The organism is Dyadobacter sp. 22481, from assembly GCF_052044875.1.
In the GTDB taxonomy this organism is placed as follows: domain Bacteria; phylum Bacteroidota; class Bacteroidia; order Cytophagales; family Spirosomataceae; genus Dyadobacter; species Dyadobacter endophyticus.
In genome coordinates, this window is record NZ_JBQENV010000002.1 from 1601715 (window position 1) to 1617569 (window position 15855).

Annotated in this window: 14 protein-coding genes and 1 pseudogene; 7 read left to right on the forward strand and 8 right to left on the reverse strand. The window is 49.4% G+C overall.

Features of this window, described 5'->3' with window-relative positions:
* Nucleotides 1–86: 86 nt before the first annotated feature.
* Nucleotides 87–2849: a DUF6797 domain-containing protein gene (locus ACTJJJ_RS16780; protein WP_440702410.1), complete on the forward strand. Its 2763-nt coding sequence runs from the start codon at nucleotides 87–89 to the stop codon at nucleotides 2847–2849.
* A gap of 37 nt (nucleotides 2850–2886) precedes the next feature.
* Here ACTJJJ_RS16780 and ACTJJJ_RS16785 read toward each other — a convergent pair whose 3' ends face one another.
* Nucleotides 2887–5058 carry a molybdopterin cofactor-binding domain-containing protein gene (locus ACTJJJ_RS16785; RefSeq protein WP_440702411.1) on the reverse strand — a complete coding sequence of 724 codons (2172 nt, stop codon included), beginning with the start codon at nucleotides 5056–5058 and terminating at the stop codon, nucleotides 2887–2889.
* Nucleotides 5059–5066: 8 nt separating this feature from the next.
* On the reverse strand, nucleotides 5067–5528 hold the full coding sequence (locus tag ACTJJJ_RS16790; protein ID WP_188933182.1) for a (2Fe-2S)-binding protein: 462 nt from the start codon (nucleotides 5526–5528) through the stop codon (nucleotides 5067–5069).
* A gap of 325 nt (nucleotides 5529–5853) precedes the next feature.
* On the opposite strand from ACTJJJ_RS16790, the gene ACTJJJ_RS16795 reads away from it, so the two are divergent.
* The 3 genes and pseudogenes from ACTJJJ_RS16795 (at nucleotide 5854) to ACTJJJ_RS16805 (ending at nucleotide 6521) form a co-directional block, all read left to right on the forward strand.
* The gene (locus ACTJJJ_RS16795; RefSeq protein ID WP_440702412.1) at nucleotides 5854–6096 is read left to right on the forward strand and encodes a DUF6934 family protein; all 243 of its coding nucleotides are present in this window, start codon (nucleotides 5854–5856) and stop codon (nucleotides 6094–6096) included.
* Nucleotides 6075–6305 (forward strand): annotated as a pseudogene (locus ACTJJJ_RS16800) (DUF6934 family protein); the annotation flags it as partial. The gene ACTJJJ_RS16795 and the pseudogene ACTJJJ_RS16800, both read left to right, overlap by 22 nt.
* Nucleotides 6306–6329: 24 nt before the next feature.
* A complete protein-coding gene (locus tag ACTJJJ_RS16805; protein ID WP_440702413.1) occupies nucleotides 6330–6521 on the forward strand; it encodes a hypothetical protein in 192 nt (63 codons plus the stop codon).
* Between the two features lie 14 nt (nucleotides 6522–6535).
* Here the strand turns inward: ACTJJJ_RS16805 and ACTJJJ_RS16810 are convergent, their stop codons facing one another.
* Complete coding sequence (locus ACTJJJ_RS16810; protein WP_440702414.1) at nucleotides 6536–6976, reverse strand: methyltransferase family protein; 441 nt, start codon at nucleotides 6974–6976, stop codon at nucleotides 6536–6538.
* Between the two features lie 320 nt (nucleotides 6977–7296).
* Complete coding sequence (locus ACTJJJ_RS16815; protein WP_440702415.1) at nucleotides 7297–10512, reverse strand: carboxypeptidase regulatory-like domain-containing protein; 3216 nt, start codon at nucleotides 10510–10512, stop codon at nucleotides 7297–7299.
* A gap of 238 nt (nucleotides 10513–10750) precedes the next feature.
* Between ACTJJJ_RS16815 and ACTJJJ_RS16820 the strand changes: the two genes are divergently transcribed.
* Entirely contained in the window at nucleotides 10751–11218 is a 468-nt protein-coding gene (locus tag ACTJJJ_RS16820) for a carboxymuconolactone decarboxylase family protein (protein WP_188933172.1), read from the forward strand.
* A 65-nt stretch (nucleotides 11219–11283) separates the two neighbouring features.
* Here the strand turns inward: ACTJJJ_RS16820 and ACTJJJ_RS16825 are convergent, their stop codons facing one another.
* Nucleotides 11284–12177 carry an NAD(P)-dependent oxidoreductase gene (locus ACTJJJ_RS16825; protein WP_440702416.1) on the reverse strand — a complete coding sequence of 298 codons (894 nt, stop codon included), beginning with the start codon at nucleotides 12175–12177 and terminating at the stop codon, nucleotides 11284–11286.
* Nucleotides 12178–12275: 98 nt separating this feature from the next.
* Here ACTJJJ_RS16825 and ACTJJJ_RS16830 point away from each other — a divergent pair, with 98 nt between their 5' ends.
* On the forward strand, nucleotides 12276–12659 hold the full coding sequence (locus tag ACTJJJ_RS16830) for a winged helix-turn-helix transcriptional regulator (RefSeq protein ID WP_229222318.1): 384 nt from the start codon (nucleotides 12276–12278) through the stop codon (nucleotides 12657–12659).
* On the opposite strand, the gene ACTJJJ_RS16835 is transcribed toward ACTJJJ_RS16830, so the two are convergent.
* From ACTJJJ_RS16835 to ACTJJJ_RS16845, 3 genes are all read right to left on the reverse strand, one after another.
* Nucleotides 12641–13279: a response regulator gene (locus ACTJJJ_RS16835; protein WP_440702417.1), complete on the reverse strand. Its 639-nt coding sequence runs from the start codon at nucleotides 13277–13279 to the stop codon at nucleotides 12641–12643. The genes ACTJJJ_RS16830 and ACTJJJ_RS16835 overlap by 19 nt on opposite strands.
* A gap of 176 nt (nucleotides 13280–13455) precedes the next feature.
* Nucleotides 13456–14676 carry a sensor histidine kinase gene (locus tag ACTJJJ_RS16840; protein ID WP_426293381.1) on the reverse strand — a complete coding sequence of 407 codons (1221 nt, stop codon included), beginning with the start codon at nucleotides 14674–14676 and terminating at the stop codon, nucleotides 13456–13458.
* Between the two features lie 6 nt (nucleotides 14677–14682).
* Nucleotides 14683–15402 (reverse strand): LytR/AlgR family response regulator transcription factor, encoded by a 720-nt coding sequence (locus tag ACTJJJ_RS16845; RefSeq protein WP_229222307.1) that lies wholly within the window; start codon nucleotides 15400–15402, stop codon nucleotides 14683–14685.
* Nucleotides 15403–15613: 211 nt separating this feature from the next.
* Here ACTJJJ_RS16845 and ACTJJJ_RS16850 point away from each other — a divergent pair, with 211 nt between their 5' ends.
* Complete coding sequence (locus ACTJJJ_RS16850) at nucleotides 15614–15796, forward strand: hypothetical protein (RefSeq protein WP_188933162.1); 183 nt, start codon at nucleotides 15614–15616, stop codon at nucleotides 15794–15796.
* Nucleotides 15797–15855 lie beyond the last annotated feature (59 nt).

Sequence of the window (15855 nt, forward strand, 5' to 3'; positions counted from 1 at the left end):
AGGAGCCGAAAATTGGTCATTAGTATTCCAGTAAGTTCCTATTTTGCATAGATTTAAAAATTGTTCTTTTATTACCTGAACCATACATGCTTAACATTCCTAAGTACCGGGGCAAACGGTGGGGCATTGCCCTGCTTGGAGGCATTACCCTGGCATCCGTGCTGATGACCGGCTACACCTATACCCGCAACACCGCTTCCGACCGCCCTGATTCGCTGCAACTGGCTTCGTTTGTAGAACCTGGCTTCCCTTATATTTCGACATCCGTGGATGCCCGCAAACTGGGCGGCGGTTTTCCGAAAGATAACCAGGCCGCGCGTACCCTTGCATTGCAGCTGGGCGACAGTGCTTATGCGTGTTTCGATACCGATCTGCTGCGGTGGTCGGTAGCGTGGACGGGCAAATTCCTGCCGATGGTCCTCATGGCGCAGGTTTCGTACAAGGATTTTTTTAACAAGAACAACAACATAGCCACCGTTCCGGGCTCGCCAGTGCTCGCAACAGGCGCCTACGCGGGATGGTCGACAGGAAAGCCTGCCTACCGCACCGATCAATCGTTGCCGCCGACCTGGAAGCCGCTTCCGGCAGAACGGGGACGGTATAATGGCGTGTATGTCTACGGAAATCGCTCGATACTCGACTATTCGGTAGGGAAGGCGCGTATTTACGAGCTACCCGGAAGTGCGCATTTCGATGGAGGCGTCGCGTTTACCCGTGCGATCCAGGCCGGGGATGTTTCTACGGAATTGTTTCTGACTGCCGCAGAAATCGATAATGCAACCGGCAGCGAAGTAAAAGGCCGCATTGCGTATGTGTACCAGGGCGTGGGCAAGGACACCGTTACCGCAGTGGCTGTTTTGGGCAAAGGCAAACCGAACTGGCAGGCAGGGGTGGAAGAAGGGAAATATCTGACCGTAACCGTATCGGCATCAGGAGAAGCGACGATCGCCATTTGGAAAGGTCTTTCGAAGAACAAAAAGGCATTTGAGAAGTTTGTAAAAACCAAGCATATCCCGCTGCCTGATTTCAAAAAAGGCGGCCCTGCATTATGGAAGGAAACGGTGGTGACGCAAGGGAAGCTGGCCCCCGACACCGCCGCATTTGTTACCGATCAACTCACTTTGCCTTTGAATAATCCGTGGAAAAGGAATGTGCGTGTGGCTGATGTGGCTTTTTTTAAGGATGGCAGAGCGGCGGTCGTAACTTTTGAAGGTGACGTCTGGACGGTTGAGGGCATTGATAAAAACCTCCAAAACCTGAAATGGCGGCGCTTTGCATCGGGTCTCCATGAGCCGATGAGCATCGAGATCGTGAAGGAGCAAATTTACGTTTTCGACAGAAATGGCATTGTCCATTTTCACGATCTGAACAACGACGGCACGGCCGATTATTATGAGAACTTTTCGAATGTGATGGGGCAGTCGCCGGAGTCGCGCGAGTGGGCGGGAGACCTTGTTACCGCGCCGGATGGTAGTTTTTACATTGCAAAAGGCGGCAGTTTGAGCAATGGGCCGGGTATGACGAAGGTTACCGGCAAAGGTTTCCGTGCGGGTTCAGACCAGAACGGGGCTATTCTGAAAATCTCGCTGGACGGCTACGGCGCGGAAGTGGTAGCGACCGGTTTACGCGGCCCTTATTTAGGGATTCACCCAACCAAAGGCATTCTCACCGCTTCCGACCAGCAAGGCAACTACGTGCCTTCTACACCTATTTTTGTTATTAAACAAGGTGATTATTTCGGTGTAGAACCCACATTGCACAGGAAAGATAATCCGGCCGTGACCCCGCCATTGACATGGATTCCCCACAGCGTCGACCGTTCGGCGATCAGCCAGGTTTGGGCCACCAGTTCCAAAATGGGGCCATTGAATGGTAATCTGATCCACTTTTCTTTCGGCAGGCCCGGCTTATTCCGCGTGCTGATCGATAGCACTACGAGCGTTGTTCAGGGTGGTGTTTCAGTGATTAATGCCAATTACCCGGCACCAACTTCCAAAGGGGCGATGAACCCCGTTGATGAACAATTGTATGTGGCCGGTTTTAATCTCTGGGGTTCCAGTTCTAATGGTATCAGCGCATTACTGAGGCTTCGCTATACGGGCAAGCCCAGCTATTTGCCCAACCATTTCAGGGCTGGTAAGCAAGGTATTGTACTCCGTTTCGATTCGCCGTTAGATAAAGCGACAGCCAGCGATCCTAAGAATTTCGAAGTAAAAAGATGGAATTACAAACGCACCGAAGAATACGGCTCGGGCCATTTCAAATTGGACGGTTCAACGGGGCAGGAAACCATGTACGTGGCTGCGTCGTACCCGTCGGCAGATCGTAAAAGTGTGTTCTTACTCGTACCCGAAATGACCGAGGTGATGCAAATGGAAGTAACCTACCATTTGCAAGCCGCAGACGGCAAAAAAGTGAACGACCAGTTCTGGTTTACCATTAACCAGTCGACAGACGTGGATTTGAAAGGCTTTGAAGGTGTCGATCTCGCATTGCTGACAGCAAAACGTCCGGAAACGGCAACCGTAGCAGTGGCGGAAACAGCGGCGACGGCGGAAAAAGGACGGGAAATATTCCAAAAAATGGCCTGCGCGGGCTGCCACTCCGAAGGTACCCGCACAAAAGGCATGTACGGCCCGCCGTTCCAGAACCTGTACAAATCGGAGCGCACTTTCGACGATGGCAGCAAGGTGATCGCGGACGAGGCTTACCTGCGCGAATCGATCCTTACGCCTTCGAAACGCATCATAAAAGGTTATAATGAAGAAATGCCGTCGTTTGTGGGCGTGCTTTCGGATAACGATATCGAATCGGTGATTTTGTTTATTAAATCACTTTCAGGTAAATAACCGCTCTGGCTGCTCCACAGCCGCTGTAGAGCAGCCACTACGAAATTTCATCCAGGCTGAACGGAAGCCGGCGGACTCTCTGGCCTGTGAGGTCGAAAATGGCATTGGCGAGGGCCGGGGCGAATGGAGGCAGCCCCGGCTCACCCACGCCGCCGGGTTTTTCGTCATTTTCCATAATATGTACTTCAATGGGCGGAATGTCGGCGATGCGCGGCATAGGGTAGGTGTCAAAATTCTGCTGAGCGGCCCTGCCGTCTTCAAATGTGGTTGCGTGCGTAGTGGCTGCGCCCAGGGCCATAACAATACTGCCTTCGACCTGGGCGCGGATAATGTCCGGGTTTACATACCATCCGCAATCCATCAGCGCAATTACTTTCTCAATCCTGATTTTTCCTTCTGCATTACGCGCCACTTTCACGGCATGCCCGCAAATGCCCGTGAAGCATTCGGTAAATGCAACGCCCCAGCCCGGATTTTTGCCCCGGGACTGCCATTGGGTCAGTTCTGCCATCCGGTCGATCAGCGCCTGGTAGCGCGGGCTCGGCAAATGCTGGCGCCGGAATGCAAGCGGATCTTTGCCTGCCAGATGCGCCAGCTCGTCTATAAAGCTCTCGCACGCGAACCCTTGCGTGGATGCGGACACGGACCGCCACCACATCACCGGTATGGGCGAGTGCGTACCCACCCCCCCGAAGCTGTAATGCGGTATTCCCTGCCGGTAGGGGTGTAGTAATCCCTCGAAATCGCCCGTATTGTAACCAGCTGCGTCGGGTGGCCCCGGTGGCGTAGGCGACCATTCCTGGCCGATCCATTGGGTAGCGGTATTGGCTTGAAATGCGTGTATGCCGCCATCAGCATTCAATCCGCCTTTCAATGCGTAAAAGGCACCCGGGCGGAAAGGGCCGGCTGTCATGTCGTCTTCACGCGTCCAGACTACCTGTATGGGGGCTTGTATCTCTTTGGAAATCAATGCAGCCTCATAGGGGTAATCGGGGAAAGCTTTTCGACCGAAACCACCTCCAAGGAAGGTCATATGCACCGCCACGTGGTCAATGGGAATGTTAAATCGCTGGCTCAGGTCGGCCTGTATCCAGTTGGCTTCCTGGATAGGCCCCCATATTTCAATGCTGTCGGCACGGGCGTCGGCAATGCAGTTCAGCGGTTCCATGCAGCTGTGCGACTGGTAGGGCGTTTCATAAACCGCTTCCAGCTTTTGCGCGCAATGGTTGTATTCAGTTTCAAATTTGGGTTGCCCGCCGATCTTTTGGAGGTTTTCCCGCATTTGTTTTTCGAGTGAAGTAGTGTCGGGACATTCAAAATCGGGTTCGTTCCAATTCACTTTTAACACTTTGCGGCCTTGCATGGCTGCCCAGAGCGAATCAGCGACGACGGCGACACCTTCGCAGTACTGGGAAAATACAGGTCTTTTTACCTTAAATACATGCGAGACCCCCGGTATTTTTCTGGTTTCCGAATCGTCAAAACCCTTTACCGTTTCCCGGAATCGCCTGCTGCGCTCGATCACGGCATATTTCATCCCGGGTAGTTTTTTGTCCAGCCCAAAAATGGCTGAGCCGTTGGTTTTCAAAGGAATATCCTTCCGTGGTGCAGGCTTGCCAATGATTTTATAGTCGGCCCGCTTTTTGAGTGTGACCTCGGTGGGTGGTTTGAGTTTGGAAGCCTTTTCCGCTAGTGCACCGTAAGTCAGTTTCGTTTGGGTAGCCCTGTCAATAACCGTTCCATTTTCAGCGTAGCAATCGTGCCGGGGAATGTTCCACTCCGTGGCCGCGGCTTCGATCAGCATCTCGCGTGCGCAGGCACCTGTGCGTAGCAGTCGCGGCGCCCATCCACGGACAGAAAAGCTGCCTTCCTGGGGTTGCGGGCCATATTTTTCAGGATTAGCCGGTGCAAAAAGAATCTCTACGTCATCGAGCCGGACTTCCAGTTCCTCGGCGAGCATTTGCGGCAACGCCTGGAAAGTACCCTGGCCCATTTCAGAGCGGTTGCACATCAGCGTTACCCTCCCGGTCGGGGCAATCGAAATCCAGGACATCAGCTCCGTGCCCGGCAAGATTCCGTTTGTTACCGGATTTATGATTTCCGGGAGCGTTCGCCCGCTCGCAGGCAGGTACGCAACAAGCGTCAGCGCCGCCCCCGACCAGGCAACCTGACTAAGAAAATCGCGACGGGATATGTCCTGTGGCTTCATAGCGAAGATTAACGAGAATAGCTGGCAGCTGTTTTGATCGCCTTGCGAATGCGTGGATACGTCCCGCAACGGCATATATTACCATTCATTGCGGCGTTAATGGCCTCGTCATCGGGGTTAGCATTTCCTGCAAGCAATGCTACCGCCGACATGATCTGCCCGCTTTGGCAGTAACCACATTGCGGCACCTGTTCGGCGATCCACGCGCGTTGCACCGGATGCGAATTATCTTCGGAAAGCCCTTCGATCGTCGTTACCGCCTGCTCACCCACCGCCGACACAGGAAAAGAGCAAGAGCGCACCGGCGCTCCGCTCAAATGCACCGTGCAGGCACCGCATTGCGCAATCCCGCACCCGTATTTGGTGCCAGTAAGCCCGATCAGATCACGAATTACCCAAAGCAACGGCATTTGCGCATCGGCTTCGACAGTATAGGGCTTGCCGTTCACAGAAAGCTGGTAGGATGGCATAGGCGGTTGGGTTGAGAGTTTGTTGCTTCGAATGTAAAGCGGGTGCCCTGGGAGCGCAAATCAGATTGACGAGGTGTTGGTTTGAAGGGATGAAATGCGGGTTTTGGATAATTGGCTATTACCGACTGTACATTGGATTACGGGACAGGGATTTGTGGGTGGTAAATTGTCGCTACTTGCAAAATATTCTTTCCGGTTTCGTTGGAAGTTGTCTGTGGGTACATAAGTACGGCGCTTGATAATCCGCTGCTACCGCATGGACATCGGATTGTTTTGCGATAATTACATGACTACAAATTGAGAAGTAATTAGAACGCTTCTCACAATGAATGCAGCATTTTACGAAAGTATCCTAAACGGTAAACGAATGATGTTTTGGTTTACCAGTACAGGAAAGGAATCCATTATAAAGGTGATAATATTCAAGCCGACCGAAGAACCCGATATTTATGAAATGGCATTGGGAGACTTGAATTCGGATGGCTCGATTGACTTAGATAAGAGAAGTGACAATGGTGATATGGAGGAGGTGTATCTACTGTTGCCAAGGCGTTGCTTTTTTTTCTGAGTGATCATGTGGAGGCACAGGTAGTGATTGAGGCGAGTGGTGACTCCCGGGCACGTCTTTATCAGATTGCGATAAAAAGGGAATTGGACGACCTCGGTGATTGCCTTGTCGCATATGGTTTTGACAATGAAAATCCAGAAGTTTTACAGAGTGGTAAAAACTATAAGAAATTTGTCATTTCACTAAGAGAAGGCGGGTTAGAATTTTAACTAAAGGTGTCCAATCGAAATCCAATGGAAACAAAAATCAAAGATGAAAAGAGGAATGCACCGGATTGGTTTACTCCGGAAAAGTTGGAGGAATTCCGCCCAGCTATTGAGGCGGCTGCACAAGAGAAGGTGGATCAGTTGGTGGCGGCCTGGACGCCGGAATTCAGGGAAGGATTGCGTAAATTAAGGGAGCGGAAAACCGCTCCCCGGGGATAATAATCTAATTAATATCAGGCAACCATCGTAAACAGCCTGTTCAGATCTAATCGCTTCCGAAAGCCTGACCCACTGACGACTTCTTTCAGATTGTTAGCTAACGACGATTGTTCGTCGTTCACCATTTCGAGCAGATCACCGAGGTAGTCCGGCTTGCGGCGATTAAGGAATGTGTCGGCTTCGGGCGAGTTGCAGTAAATGGCAGTGAAACCTTTGCCGTGACGTTCGATAATGCCCCATGTGACGAGTGTGTCGAGGAAGTCGAGGGAACTGTGGCTTTGAAGGCCTAGTTTTTGCCGGATTTCGGATACAAACAGCGGGCCGGAGGCAAGTTCGGTAAACAGGCCCAGCCTGACAGCCGTCATCAAAGGTTTCGCAGACCAGAATCCTGTTCCGATCCGGATAATGTTCACTGGTGTAATTTCCTGCTCTTGTTCAATTTCAATAGTATTCATGGCTAAATTGAGGTTAATGTTCCGGAAGACGTGCTTCCAATGGATGAAACATGCTCTAAATTAGTGCTGGGGATTCTATATGCAGAACATCAATGTGATGAACTGCCGAAACCAGGGGTTAAACCATCCCAAAATTGGTGTAGTCTGTTCCCTGCTTAACGACCATTTCGCAGAAAGTTGTCAATAAGTTGCAGGAAATTTGAATTAATCAGCAATGAAACAAAGGCAACCTACTCATAATCAATGGAAGAAAACGCTCAAAAAAATCCCGGCTGCTGACGCGACCGGGATTTTGTATTAACCATTAAATATGCGATAACTTAGAAGCTATACCGCAAGCCAATCTGCACCTGGTATGGGTTACCCGACGGCGTTACGACACCGGCAGTGTTCACACGGTAAACAAACTGGTTTTTTGTTCTGTCGAAGTTTGGCTGCGCAGGCTGGCCATTTGCAGCAGGGATACCCAATGCATAGAGCGCCTGAGTACCCAGCGACTTGTTGCGGCCCCAATCCTTGTTGAGGAAGTTGGCAAAGTTGAATACATCGGCAGAAACTTCAATGGCATGTGTTCCGGCGATCTTGATACGCTTCGAAGCACGGATGTCGAACACACCATAGAAGCCGTTGATACCACCGTTTCTTTCAGCGATTTTACCGGAGTTCTTGGTGATATAATCCTTAATGCTTTGGCTTGCATCCGGGTTGTCGAGAATGGCTTGAAGGCCCTTTCTCACGTTTTCAGGGACGCTCGGGTCGTTTCTGTCGAAAACGTATGCAAGGTCGTTCGTCCCTACGAAGTCGCCATTGGTATTGCCACCCGAAAGCAAAGTGTAGCGGGTGCCACCGATGCCTGAATAGCGAACGCCTACATTTACACCCCAGAAGCTGGGCAGGGAGCCGTAGAATACGATTTTGTGGCGGAACTGGTTGTCGGAATACGACATCAGGCTCAGGTTGCGCGGATCGTCCCTTACCGGCAATGAAAGCGTCGCGCTGTTCGCAACGTTACCGTTGAAAGAGGTGTTGTCCTTCACATCATTGTAAGTATAGCTCAAAGTGATCTCTCCGTCGCGGAAATACTGGTATTTCACATCAGCCACAAAAGAGAATGCATTGACTTTTCCGTCGCTGTTCAGTTCCAGTACACGGCCGAATTGCGTGGATTTACGTCCTTTCAACCAGTCGCCGGCACCATTGGTTGGCATACTTTCCCCACCAGGTACGAATACGCCGCGGTTTCCTTCATTTGCCAGGCGGAAGAATGGCTCGTCAACCATGTTTCTGTCCACGTACATGTAGTTGTTGCGGCCCAGGCTCATGTAACCAGCAATACCCACTTTCAGTTTGTCGGTCAGGTACTTAGCGTAGGAAATGTTGGCCTTGTAAATGATGGGGACGCGCGCATCTTTCGCATTGGTATTGATCGTCGGCAGCTGGAATTGTGCCAAAGTCGGAATGTTGTTGTAGTTGGCACGATATGCCGCGAAATCAGGCGTAGGAACATTCGGGCTGCGGACATCGACGGTCGCGAGGTGCTTTCCATCGAATGTCAGGTTGTTGATCACCACATAGTTGTTGATATCCGAAGCGAATACACCACCGCCAATGCGGAAAATGTCGGTATGCTTGTCGTTCACATCCCAGGTGAATTGTACACGCGGCTGCACCACGAATGACTTGATCTTATTGTCGGTGCGGATTTTCAGGGCGTCATACAAAGTCTGGTTTAAAGGCGAGCTCGGGTAATGCGCATAGTCGAGACGCAAACCTGCAACCACATCCAGGCCCGTTGCAAGGCTTGTTTTTAACTGACCGTAAACACCTGCGTTCCAGATCGTACCTTTTACCGACCAGTCGTCCATCAAAGGTACTTCGCGGTAATAACGGTAAGGTTTGAGGTCATTGAACTGGTCGAGGGAAGTTTTGCCCGCGGCAGCGTCCACGTTGTAGTGAAAACGACCGTTCACCTCCGAACCATAAGTAGAGTGCGAGCGGGTCATCATCATATCCACGCCGAAGGTATACTCCACCTTGTCGGTGTTATAATACAGGTTATCCACCAATTGCACCACATTGTTGGTAAAACGCTCCTGTGCGAAACGGTGGCCGCCCATCTGGATGTTTGTTGAACGCGAATTGCCGTCGCTCAATACCGAGTTGACATTCTCCACGATGGCTCTCGGAATGTTGGCTGCGGGAAGCTGGTCGCCGGGAGCACTTTTTTGTTTGACAAACAAGTGCTGCACTTTCAGCTCGTTGGTCACTTTAGAATTAAGCGTAGAGCGAAGCGACGCCAGCAAGCTGTTATCCTGGTTGAAGTCGTTTCCGTAAGATTCGTAAGCGTTGATCGTCGTATTATCCGCCAGACCGAGCTTGTTACGGTCATTGGTGTAGTTGTTGCGGATCGTCAAAAGGTTTCTGTTGTTCAGCTGCCAGTCGAGCCGCAAAAATGCTGCGTCGGAACCGCGTTTCTTGTCAAATGATCCAAATTGCGGAGTATCGGACATGCCATATTTGCTGCGGGCGATGCCCACGAACTGGTCGAGCGTAGCGCGGGTAACGTTGAAGCGGTTTTCGTCAACCGGGCTGAGAATGTCGGCGATAATCAGTGGACGGCTGTCCTGCTGATGGTCCCATGCCATGAAGAAATGCAGCTTATCTTTCAATATCGGTCCGCCGAGGGAGAATCCAAACTGGTTCGTAGAAAACTTGTTATTGATCCTGTTTCCACGAATATCATAAGGGCTCGACAGCCAGTCGGCGCGCGTGTAGTTGAATGCGCTACCGCTCAGTTGGTTGGTGCCGGATTTGGTCACCGCGCTGATGGTACCGCCGCCGCTACGGCCGTAGGTAACGTCATACTGGTTGGTGATTACCTGAAACTCGCGTACGGCTTCAATCGAAATAGAGTAGGGTGCACCGCTTCGACTGGTAGTGGCACCAGCAGAAGTAGGGTTTTTGGAGCTCATACCATCGATGGTATAACCCGTTGAAGAACCCAGTTGACCCGAAATATTACCACCGCGGCTCAATGGCGAAAGATCCATCAGGGAGGTAAAATTACGTCCGTTTACGGGCAGACGGGTAATATCTCTGGCCGAAATGGCTGTGGAAGCACCCAGGTTTTCGATCTTGTTCTTGATACCCGAAGCTACTACGCTTACAACCTCCAGCGTCTGGCCGGCCTCTTTCATACTCATTTTAACCTTCACCGCGTCACCCTGGTGGAGTAGGTAACCAGTCAGTTTTTGTTCGCCAAAACCAATGTAAGTAGCCGTGACGGTGTAAGGACCACCCAATGGAAGTTCCTTGAAGGCATATTCGCCTTTTGCGTTGGTAACGGTTCCCGTTGTGAAGCCTGTTGATTCGTTTTTCACCTGAACGGTAGCGCCCGCCAGTGCTGCATTCTGATCGTCGGCAATAGTACCGGAAATCGACGCCTGCGTGGTTTGAGCCCTCAACAATACGATGTTGCCAAAGCAGCAAAGCAATGTCAGGATGATAGGAAGTAAAAATCTCTTATGCATGAGCATGTTGTTGGTTAAACAAAATTTGCCGCAAAAGAAGAGGATCTACTTGTCCAGGGTGTTATTAGAATATTATATAATTGTAAAGTCGCAGATACATGCGATTCTACCGTCCATGGACGCCCCGAAAAAAGTTTAGATTTTTTTCCGCTCTGTTGTCCAATATCAGAAAGCCCGTCCGTCATAACCATGAATGCACGATCAACGCATTCGATTATCAAAATTCATTCAAACGATATTACCCATGGAACAACGAATCAATCTTCTGGAGAAAGGACAAAAAGCAATCAAAGCCATGTACGGACTGAGCGGTTATCTTGCCAAATCACAGGTCGAGAGACGGCTATTAAATCTGATTTACTTTCGCGTATCGCAGATCAACGGCTGCGCATTCTGCCTTGACATGCACTCCAAAGACCTGCGGGCAGAAGGCGAAACCGAACAGCGGCTATATTTGCTGAATGCCTGGCGGGAGGCCCCCTTTTACTCCGAACGCGAACAAGCAGCATTGGCATATGCCGAAGCCGTGACCGTCCTGAAAGACCGCGAAGTGACTGACGAAGTATTCGACGCCATCAATGCCCAGTTTACCGACGAAGAGATCATCGATCTCACGCTGGCCATCACCACCATCAACTCCTACAACCGCTTCAACATCGCATTCCGCACCGAAGCCGGAAGCTACGAGCCGGGCCAGTTTGCTGCACATTAAGCACTTCATCAACGTTTGCCTGCTGTTCTGAGGGATCAGTCAGCGGGCAAACATTTAATAGCAATCTATCCCACCACTTTCACAAGCGCGGCAACCTCCTGGTCAGCCAGCCCGAGGGATTCCGCTTTTTGCAGCAAGTCGCTGATCGCTTTAACAAAATCCTCCTGCGCACCCGCTTTCTTGAATGCATGGTGAATGCGCTGTGTGGCGGCGATGCTGATCGACAGCGGACTTTGGCTGACCCTAAAATCGCCCTTTTCCACCACACCGATCTGGTGTTTGAAAAACTCAGTAAACCCGGGTGTGATCTCGCCCAGTATTTCACTGAATGCGTCGAGCGGTAAGCCTGTTTTTTGTGCGAGCACAATTCCATGGATCAGGCCGGTGTAGGAGCCATAGAGCCAGGTCAGTGTAGCGAGGTCCATGGCCGAAGCCAATGCCGCCCGGTTACCCAGGTATTTGATATTTCCTCCAAAAACGGCCAATGCGTCCCGGCTGCGTTGGAAATGATCCTGATTGCCTGAAACAATAATGGTGGTTTCGGGCAGGCCCATCTGGTCCGGCGCAACCTGGATAGCGCCATTGATATAACCGGCACTTATGCGCGCAAGCGTCGTTTCCAGTGTTTCGGCCTCCTGCGGATCAGCGGTAGTGAAGTTGATGAGCGTTTTGCCGCCCAGAATGGATTTGTCACTGATATGATCGAGAACATGGTCTACTGCCGCATAATCCAGCACGCATATGACGATCAGCGGGCTCTGGCGGACTGCTTCTTCGACGTCCTCAAACACTTTTACGCCCGCAATACTGTCGCCCTTCGCGCGGGTGCGGTTCCAGACCGACACGGTATAACCTTTCGCAACCAGCAATTCGGCAAGCTTTGTACCCATTTGTCCTAAACCTATAATGGTGATTTGTTTTGTGTTCATTTTCTGTTCGTTATAATTTGACGGACACAAAATTCGGGTTTTGCAGGGCCGCCATCAATTACCGAAAAAAGATTCGGTAACCGAAAATTTATTCGGTATTGACTAAATTGGGAGTGAATAAAACGATCATGACCAACCTATTCATCAGCGATATGTACCAGCGGAAAACACCCGAAGACCTCCAATGCGGCATCACCATTGCCATGAAAGTGTTCGGTGCAAAGTGGAAACCATGCCTGCTCGATGCGATCCAGCGGGGTTTTCGCCGGCCCAGCGAAATGCATCGCGAGATCAGGGGGGCCACCCCGCGCGTGCTCGACATGCAGTTGCGTGAACTCGAAGTGAGCGGGATCGTCGAAAAGCGGCAGTCGGCGGGTTTTCCGCTCTACACGGAATACACGCTGACAGACATTGGACGGAGCATTATGCCGGTTATCGATCGAATAAATGAATGGGGGCTTATGCACAAGGAGCTCTTGCGGGAGGTAGATCTTCAATCCATGTCCTTGTAATGCCTTACCTTCTGGAACATTTCGATGAGCGTGGATACATGAAGTTTTTCAAATATCCGTGCCTTGTAGGTGCTTACAGAACTTTCGGTAAGATGTAGTTGCGAGGCTATCTCCTTGACCCAGAAGCCTTCGATCAGCATATCCATGATCGTGATTTCCCTGGCTGACAGTTCCAGGAGCGGATTATCTGCCTGGTAATGATGCTTGTCGAGCTGGTTCAGCAGTTCCACTTTGATTCTAGGACTTACGTACCTGCCGGTATCCGCCACAGATATAATGGCAGTTTGTACTTCTTCGGTACACGAATTTTTTGACACAAAACCATTTGCGCCCGACCGCAGATAATGGATGCCGTAAATACGCTCTTCGACAGCCGAGAAGACCAATATGGGGACATTTTTCTGAATCGCACGCATCATTGCTATCATCTCAAATCCCTGTCCGTCAGGAATCTGAATATCAAGGATAATAAGATCCTGCGGTTGCCTTTCAAGCTCGGCCAAAGCTGCATTGAAAGACCCTGCTTCATGAATAGCAGCTGCTTTGAATAAATCCAGTACGAGTAGTTTTGTTGCAAGCCTGATAATCTGATAATCTTCTACGATCAAAATGTTTTTCATCCGGACATTTTCAAATTCAGATAAGCATTTTCACACGGCCGTTTCAATATCAAAAGGAAATTCTGAAAATAAAAGTAATTTGATTTCTAATAAAGTATTCTGGCAAAAGTCGTACCACCTTTCCCGACTTATTGTGTCTGACGTTCGCGTATATACGGAAGCGGGATGAAGGGTGATCAGGATGTGAAGTACTGGATCACATTAGCCGGGTCCAGCACCAGTTCGAGGTCCACACTGAATTCGGAATCGGTCTGCTGCACCGACAATTTGTGTCTGTCGGGATAAAGTAATTGGAGTCGTTTCGATGTATTGCTCAAACCGAAGCCTCCCACCTTGTCGTTCTGCAGCCGCTTTTGTAGTCGGACATTTTGGGGGATATTATTTTTTATTTTGAAATATAAAGTGTTGCCATCGAGTATTATAGAAAGGTCTACGTAGGATGCATACTTGCTTTTGGCGGTGCCATGTTTGAACGCATTTTCGACGAATGATACCAGCAGGAGCGGGGCGATGAGGTACTCGCCGGGGTTGCCTTTTAATTGATAATTAATCGTCACCTTGTCGGAGAAACGGGTACGTTCGAGGTCCAGGTAATTTTCGATGTAACCGACTTCACTGGATAGTACCACACTTTCCTTGCTCGATTCGTAAAGACTATACCGCATCAGATCGGATAATTTAAGAACCAGGTCGGCAGCTTGTTCATCCACATCTACCGTTTTGGTATAAATAGCATTGAGCGTATTGAATAGGAAATGCGGGTTGATCTGTGATTTGAGAAAACTCAGTTCGAGATTGAGATTATTTTTTTGTAATTGTAAACTTTGCGTTTGCAGATTGAGATTAGTTTTTTCAAGTTGTAGCCGTTCCATTTCCAGCTGCATATTTTTTGTTCTGGAATTAATAATATCGCGCATAACCTTGATCGCAAGGAGGGGTGTGATATAATATAAACTCCACGTATAGTCGGCGTATGCAATGTCGAAATTTACGAAACAGCTAGCCCAATGGCTGCGGGTTTGATAAAAGCCCCATAATTTGCTCACATAAATAGGATTATCTGCAGATCCGTTCGTTATAGAAGCCAGGTACATGATCTCATAATAATTGGTAAGGTGCACCAGCAGACATATGATAAGTATGCTTATAATCAGAGAGATTATTTTTCTGGTGTACAAAAAGCGTGGGAACACTACATAGCCAAGCAGGTAGAATACTGAAATGGATTGCAGGAAAACTACAACAGAAGCATGCCATACTACTTGCAGATTGTCCCTGGTGAGTGCAGGAATACTATAATACCGCACGATGCACCAGAGCGCTATCCATGCCAGTAAATGATAAATTATTCTCGTTATTTTTGCCCTTTTTTCAGAAGAAATAGGATTGAAACGCATAACCTGTCAGATTCTGTTCTTCTGTAACGCCGCTAGCACATTAGCGCGATAGGTTACGCCTATCGGAATTTTTCGCCCACTGTTCGTGGTAATCTCATTGCCTTCAATTTCTCGTATCACTTTTTTATTGACGATATAGGATCGGTTAACCCTCAGAAACTGCGCAGGAGGCAATGCTTCTTCGATCTTGGCCATTGTCATATGAATCACCGCAACGCGGTCCGCCCAATATAATTTGAGATAATCACGCATGCCCTCAATGAAATGTATTTCACTGGGTGCTACTTTAATGAGTTTTTTATTCTCTTTCAATAAAAGAAAGTCATTTCGGGTGCCGGAGAACGCGGTATCCGGTAGGTGTTCCAGCGATTCTTTGCGGGATGAAACAGATTCATGGGTCGTCTCGGAACCGCCCGGCAAATGTTTCTGGAAACGCACGCTGTCCACCTTGTTGACGGCCTTTAAAAACCTTTCAAAAGAGACTGGTTTGAGAAGGTAATCGGTCAGTTCGTGCTCGTAGCCTTCCAGCGCGTAGGAGGGGTCGGCCGTAATCATGATCACGGCAGGACGGGTGGCAGGAAGGAGCTTTAAGAGCTCAAATCCGGTCATTTCGGGCATTTCAATGTCAAGGAATACTATTTCCGGCTTCACATCCCTGATTAGGAACAGGGCATCGGTAGCGCTCTCGGTAGAGCCGACCAATTCGAGAAAGGGAACTTTCTGCACATATTTTTCAATCAATCGGCGTGCATCAGCCTCATCGTCTACAATTATACACCGCAACCTGCCGGGAGACAACATACTCTGACCTTAACTACTATACTAAATTTCATTCGTCTGCAATAATATAGGTATTGGTCGAAATTAATGCATAATTCGGCGAAATTATTTTAGTTCGCCACCGATTTAGGATTACTTTAAACCCGCTAAGGAAAAGATGCTTTCCGGAAGAATTAAAGAAGCTATTGGCCATGATAAAAAACATACAGGAATTGCATTTAAAGGAGGGTTTAAAGAATACCCGTCTCTGTTTCATACTAACCACTATTATACTTCATTTGCAAACTTTGCCGGTAATCCGGCATTCCACGGTTTGATTTTAGCGAAATTAAACAGGTAATCTCTCACATCCAGGTACTCCCGGGTATTGAATATGTTGTTTTGATTTGGATTTAAGCT

Bases quoted from the DNA above. Each gene is read 5' to 3' on its own strand.
- ACTJJJ_RS16850 (WP_188933162.1), top strand. From the start codon at position 15,614: ATGCTTTCCGGAAGAATTAAAGAAGCTATTGGCCATGATAAAAAACAT.
- ACTJJJ_RS16790 (WP_188933182.1), bottom strand. From the start codon at position 5,528: ATGCCATCCTACCAGCTTTCTGTGAACGGCAAGCCCTATACTGTCGAA.
- ACTJJJ_RS16810 (WP_440702414.1), bottom strand. From the start codon at position 6,976: ATGAATACTATTGAAATTGAACAAGAGCAGGAAATTACACCAGTGAAC.
- ACTJJJ_RS16795 (WP_440702412.1), top strand. From the start codon at position 5,854: ATGAATGCAGCATTTTACGAAAGTATCCTAAACGGTAAACGAATGATG.
- ACTJJJ_RS16785 (WP_440702411.1), bottom strand. From the start codon at position 5,058: ATGAAGCCACAGGACATATCCCGTCGCGATTTTCTTAGTCAGGTTGCC.
- ACTJJJ_RS16815 (WP_440702415.1), bottom strand. From the start codon at position 10,512: ATGCTCATGCATAAGAGATTTTTACTTCCTATCATCCTGACATTGCTT.
- ACTJJJ_RS16830 (WP_229222318.1), top strand. From the start codon at position 12,276: ATGACCAACCTATTCATCAGCGATATGTACCAGCGGAAAACACCCGAA.
- ACTJJJ_RS16820 (WP_188933172.1), top strand. From the start codon at position 10,751: ATGGAACAACGAATCAATCTTCTGGAGAAAGGACAAAAAGCAATCAAA.
- ACTJJJ_RS16780 (WP_440702410.1), top strand. From the start codon at position 87: ATGCTTAACATTCCTAAGTACCGGGGCAAACGGTGGGGCATTGCCCTG.
- ACTJJJ_RS16835 (WP_440702417.1), bottom strand. From the start codon at position 13,279: ATGAAAAACATTTTGATCGTAGAAGATTATCAGATTATCAGGCTTGCA.
- ACTJJJ_RS16840 (WP_426293381.1), bottom strand. From the start codon at position 14,676: ATGCGTTTCAATCCTATTTCTTCTGAAAAAAGGGCAAAAATAACGAGA.
- ACTJJJ_RS16805 (WP_440702413.1), top strand. From the start codon at position 6,330: ATGGAAACAAAAATCAAAGATGAAAAGAGGAATGCACCGGATTGGTTT.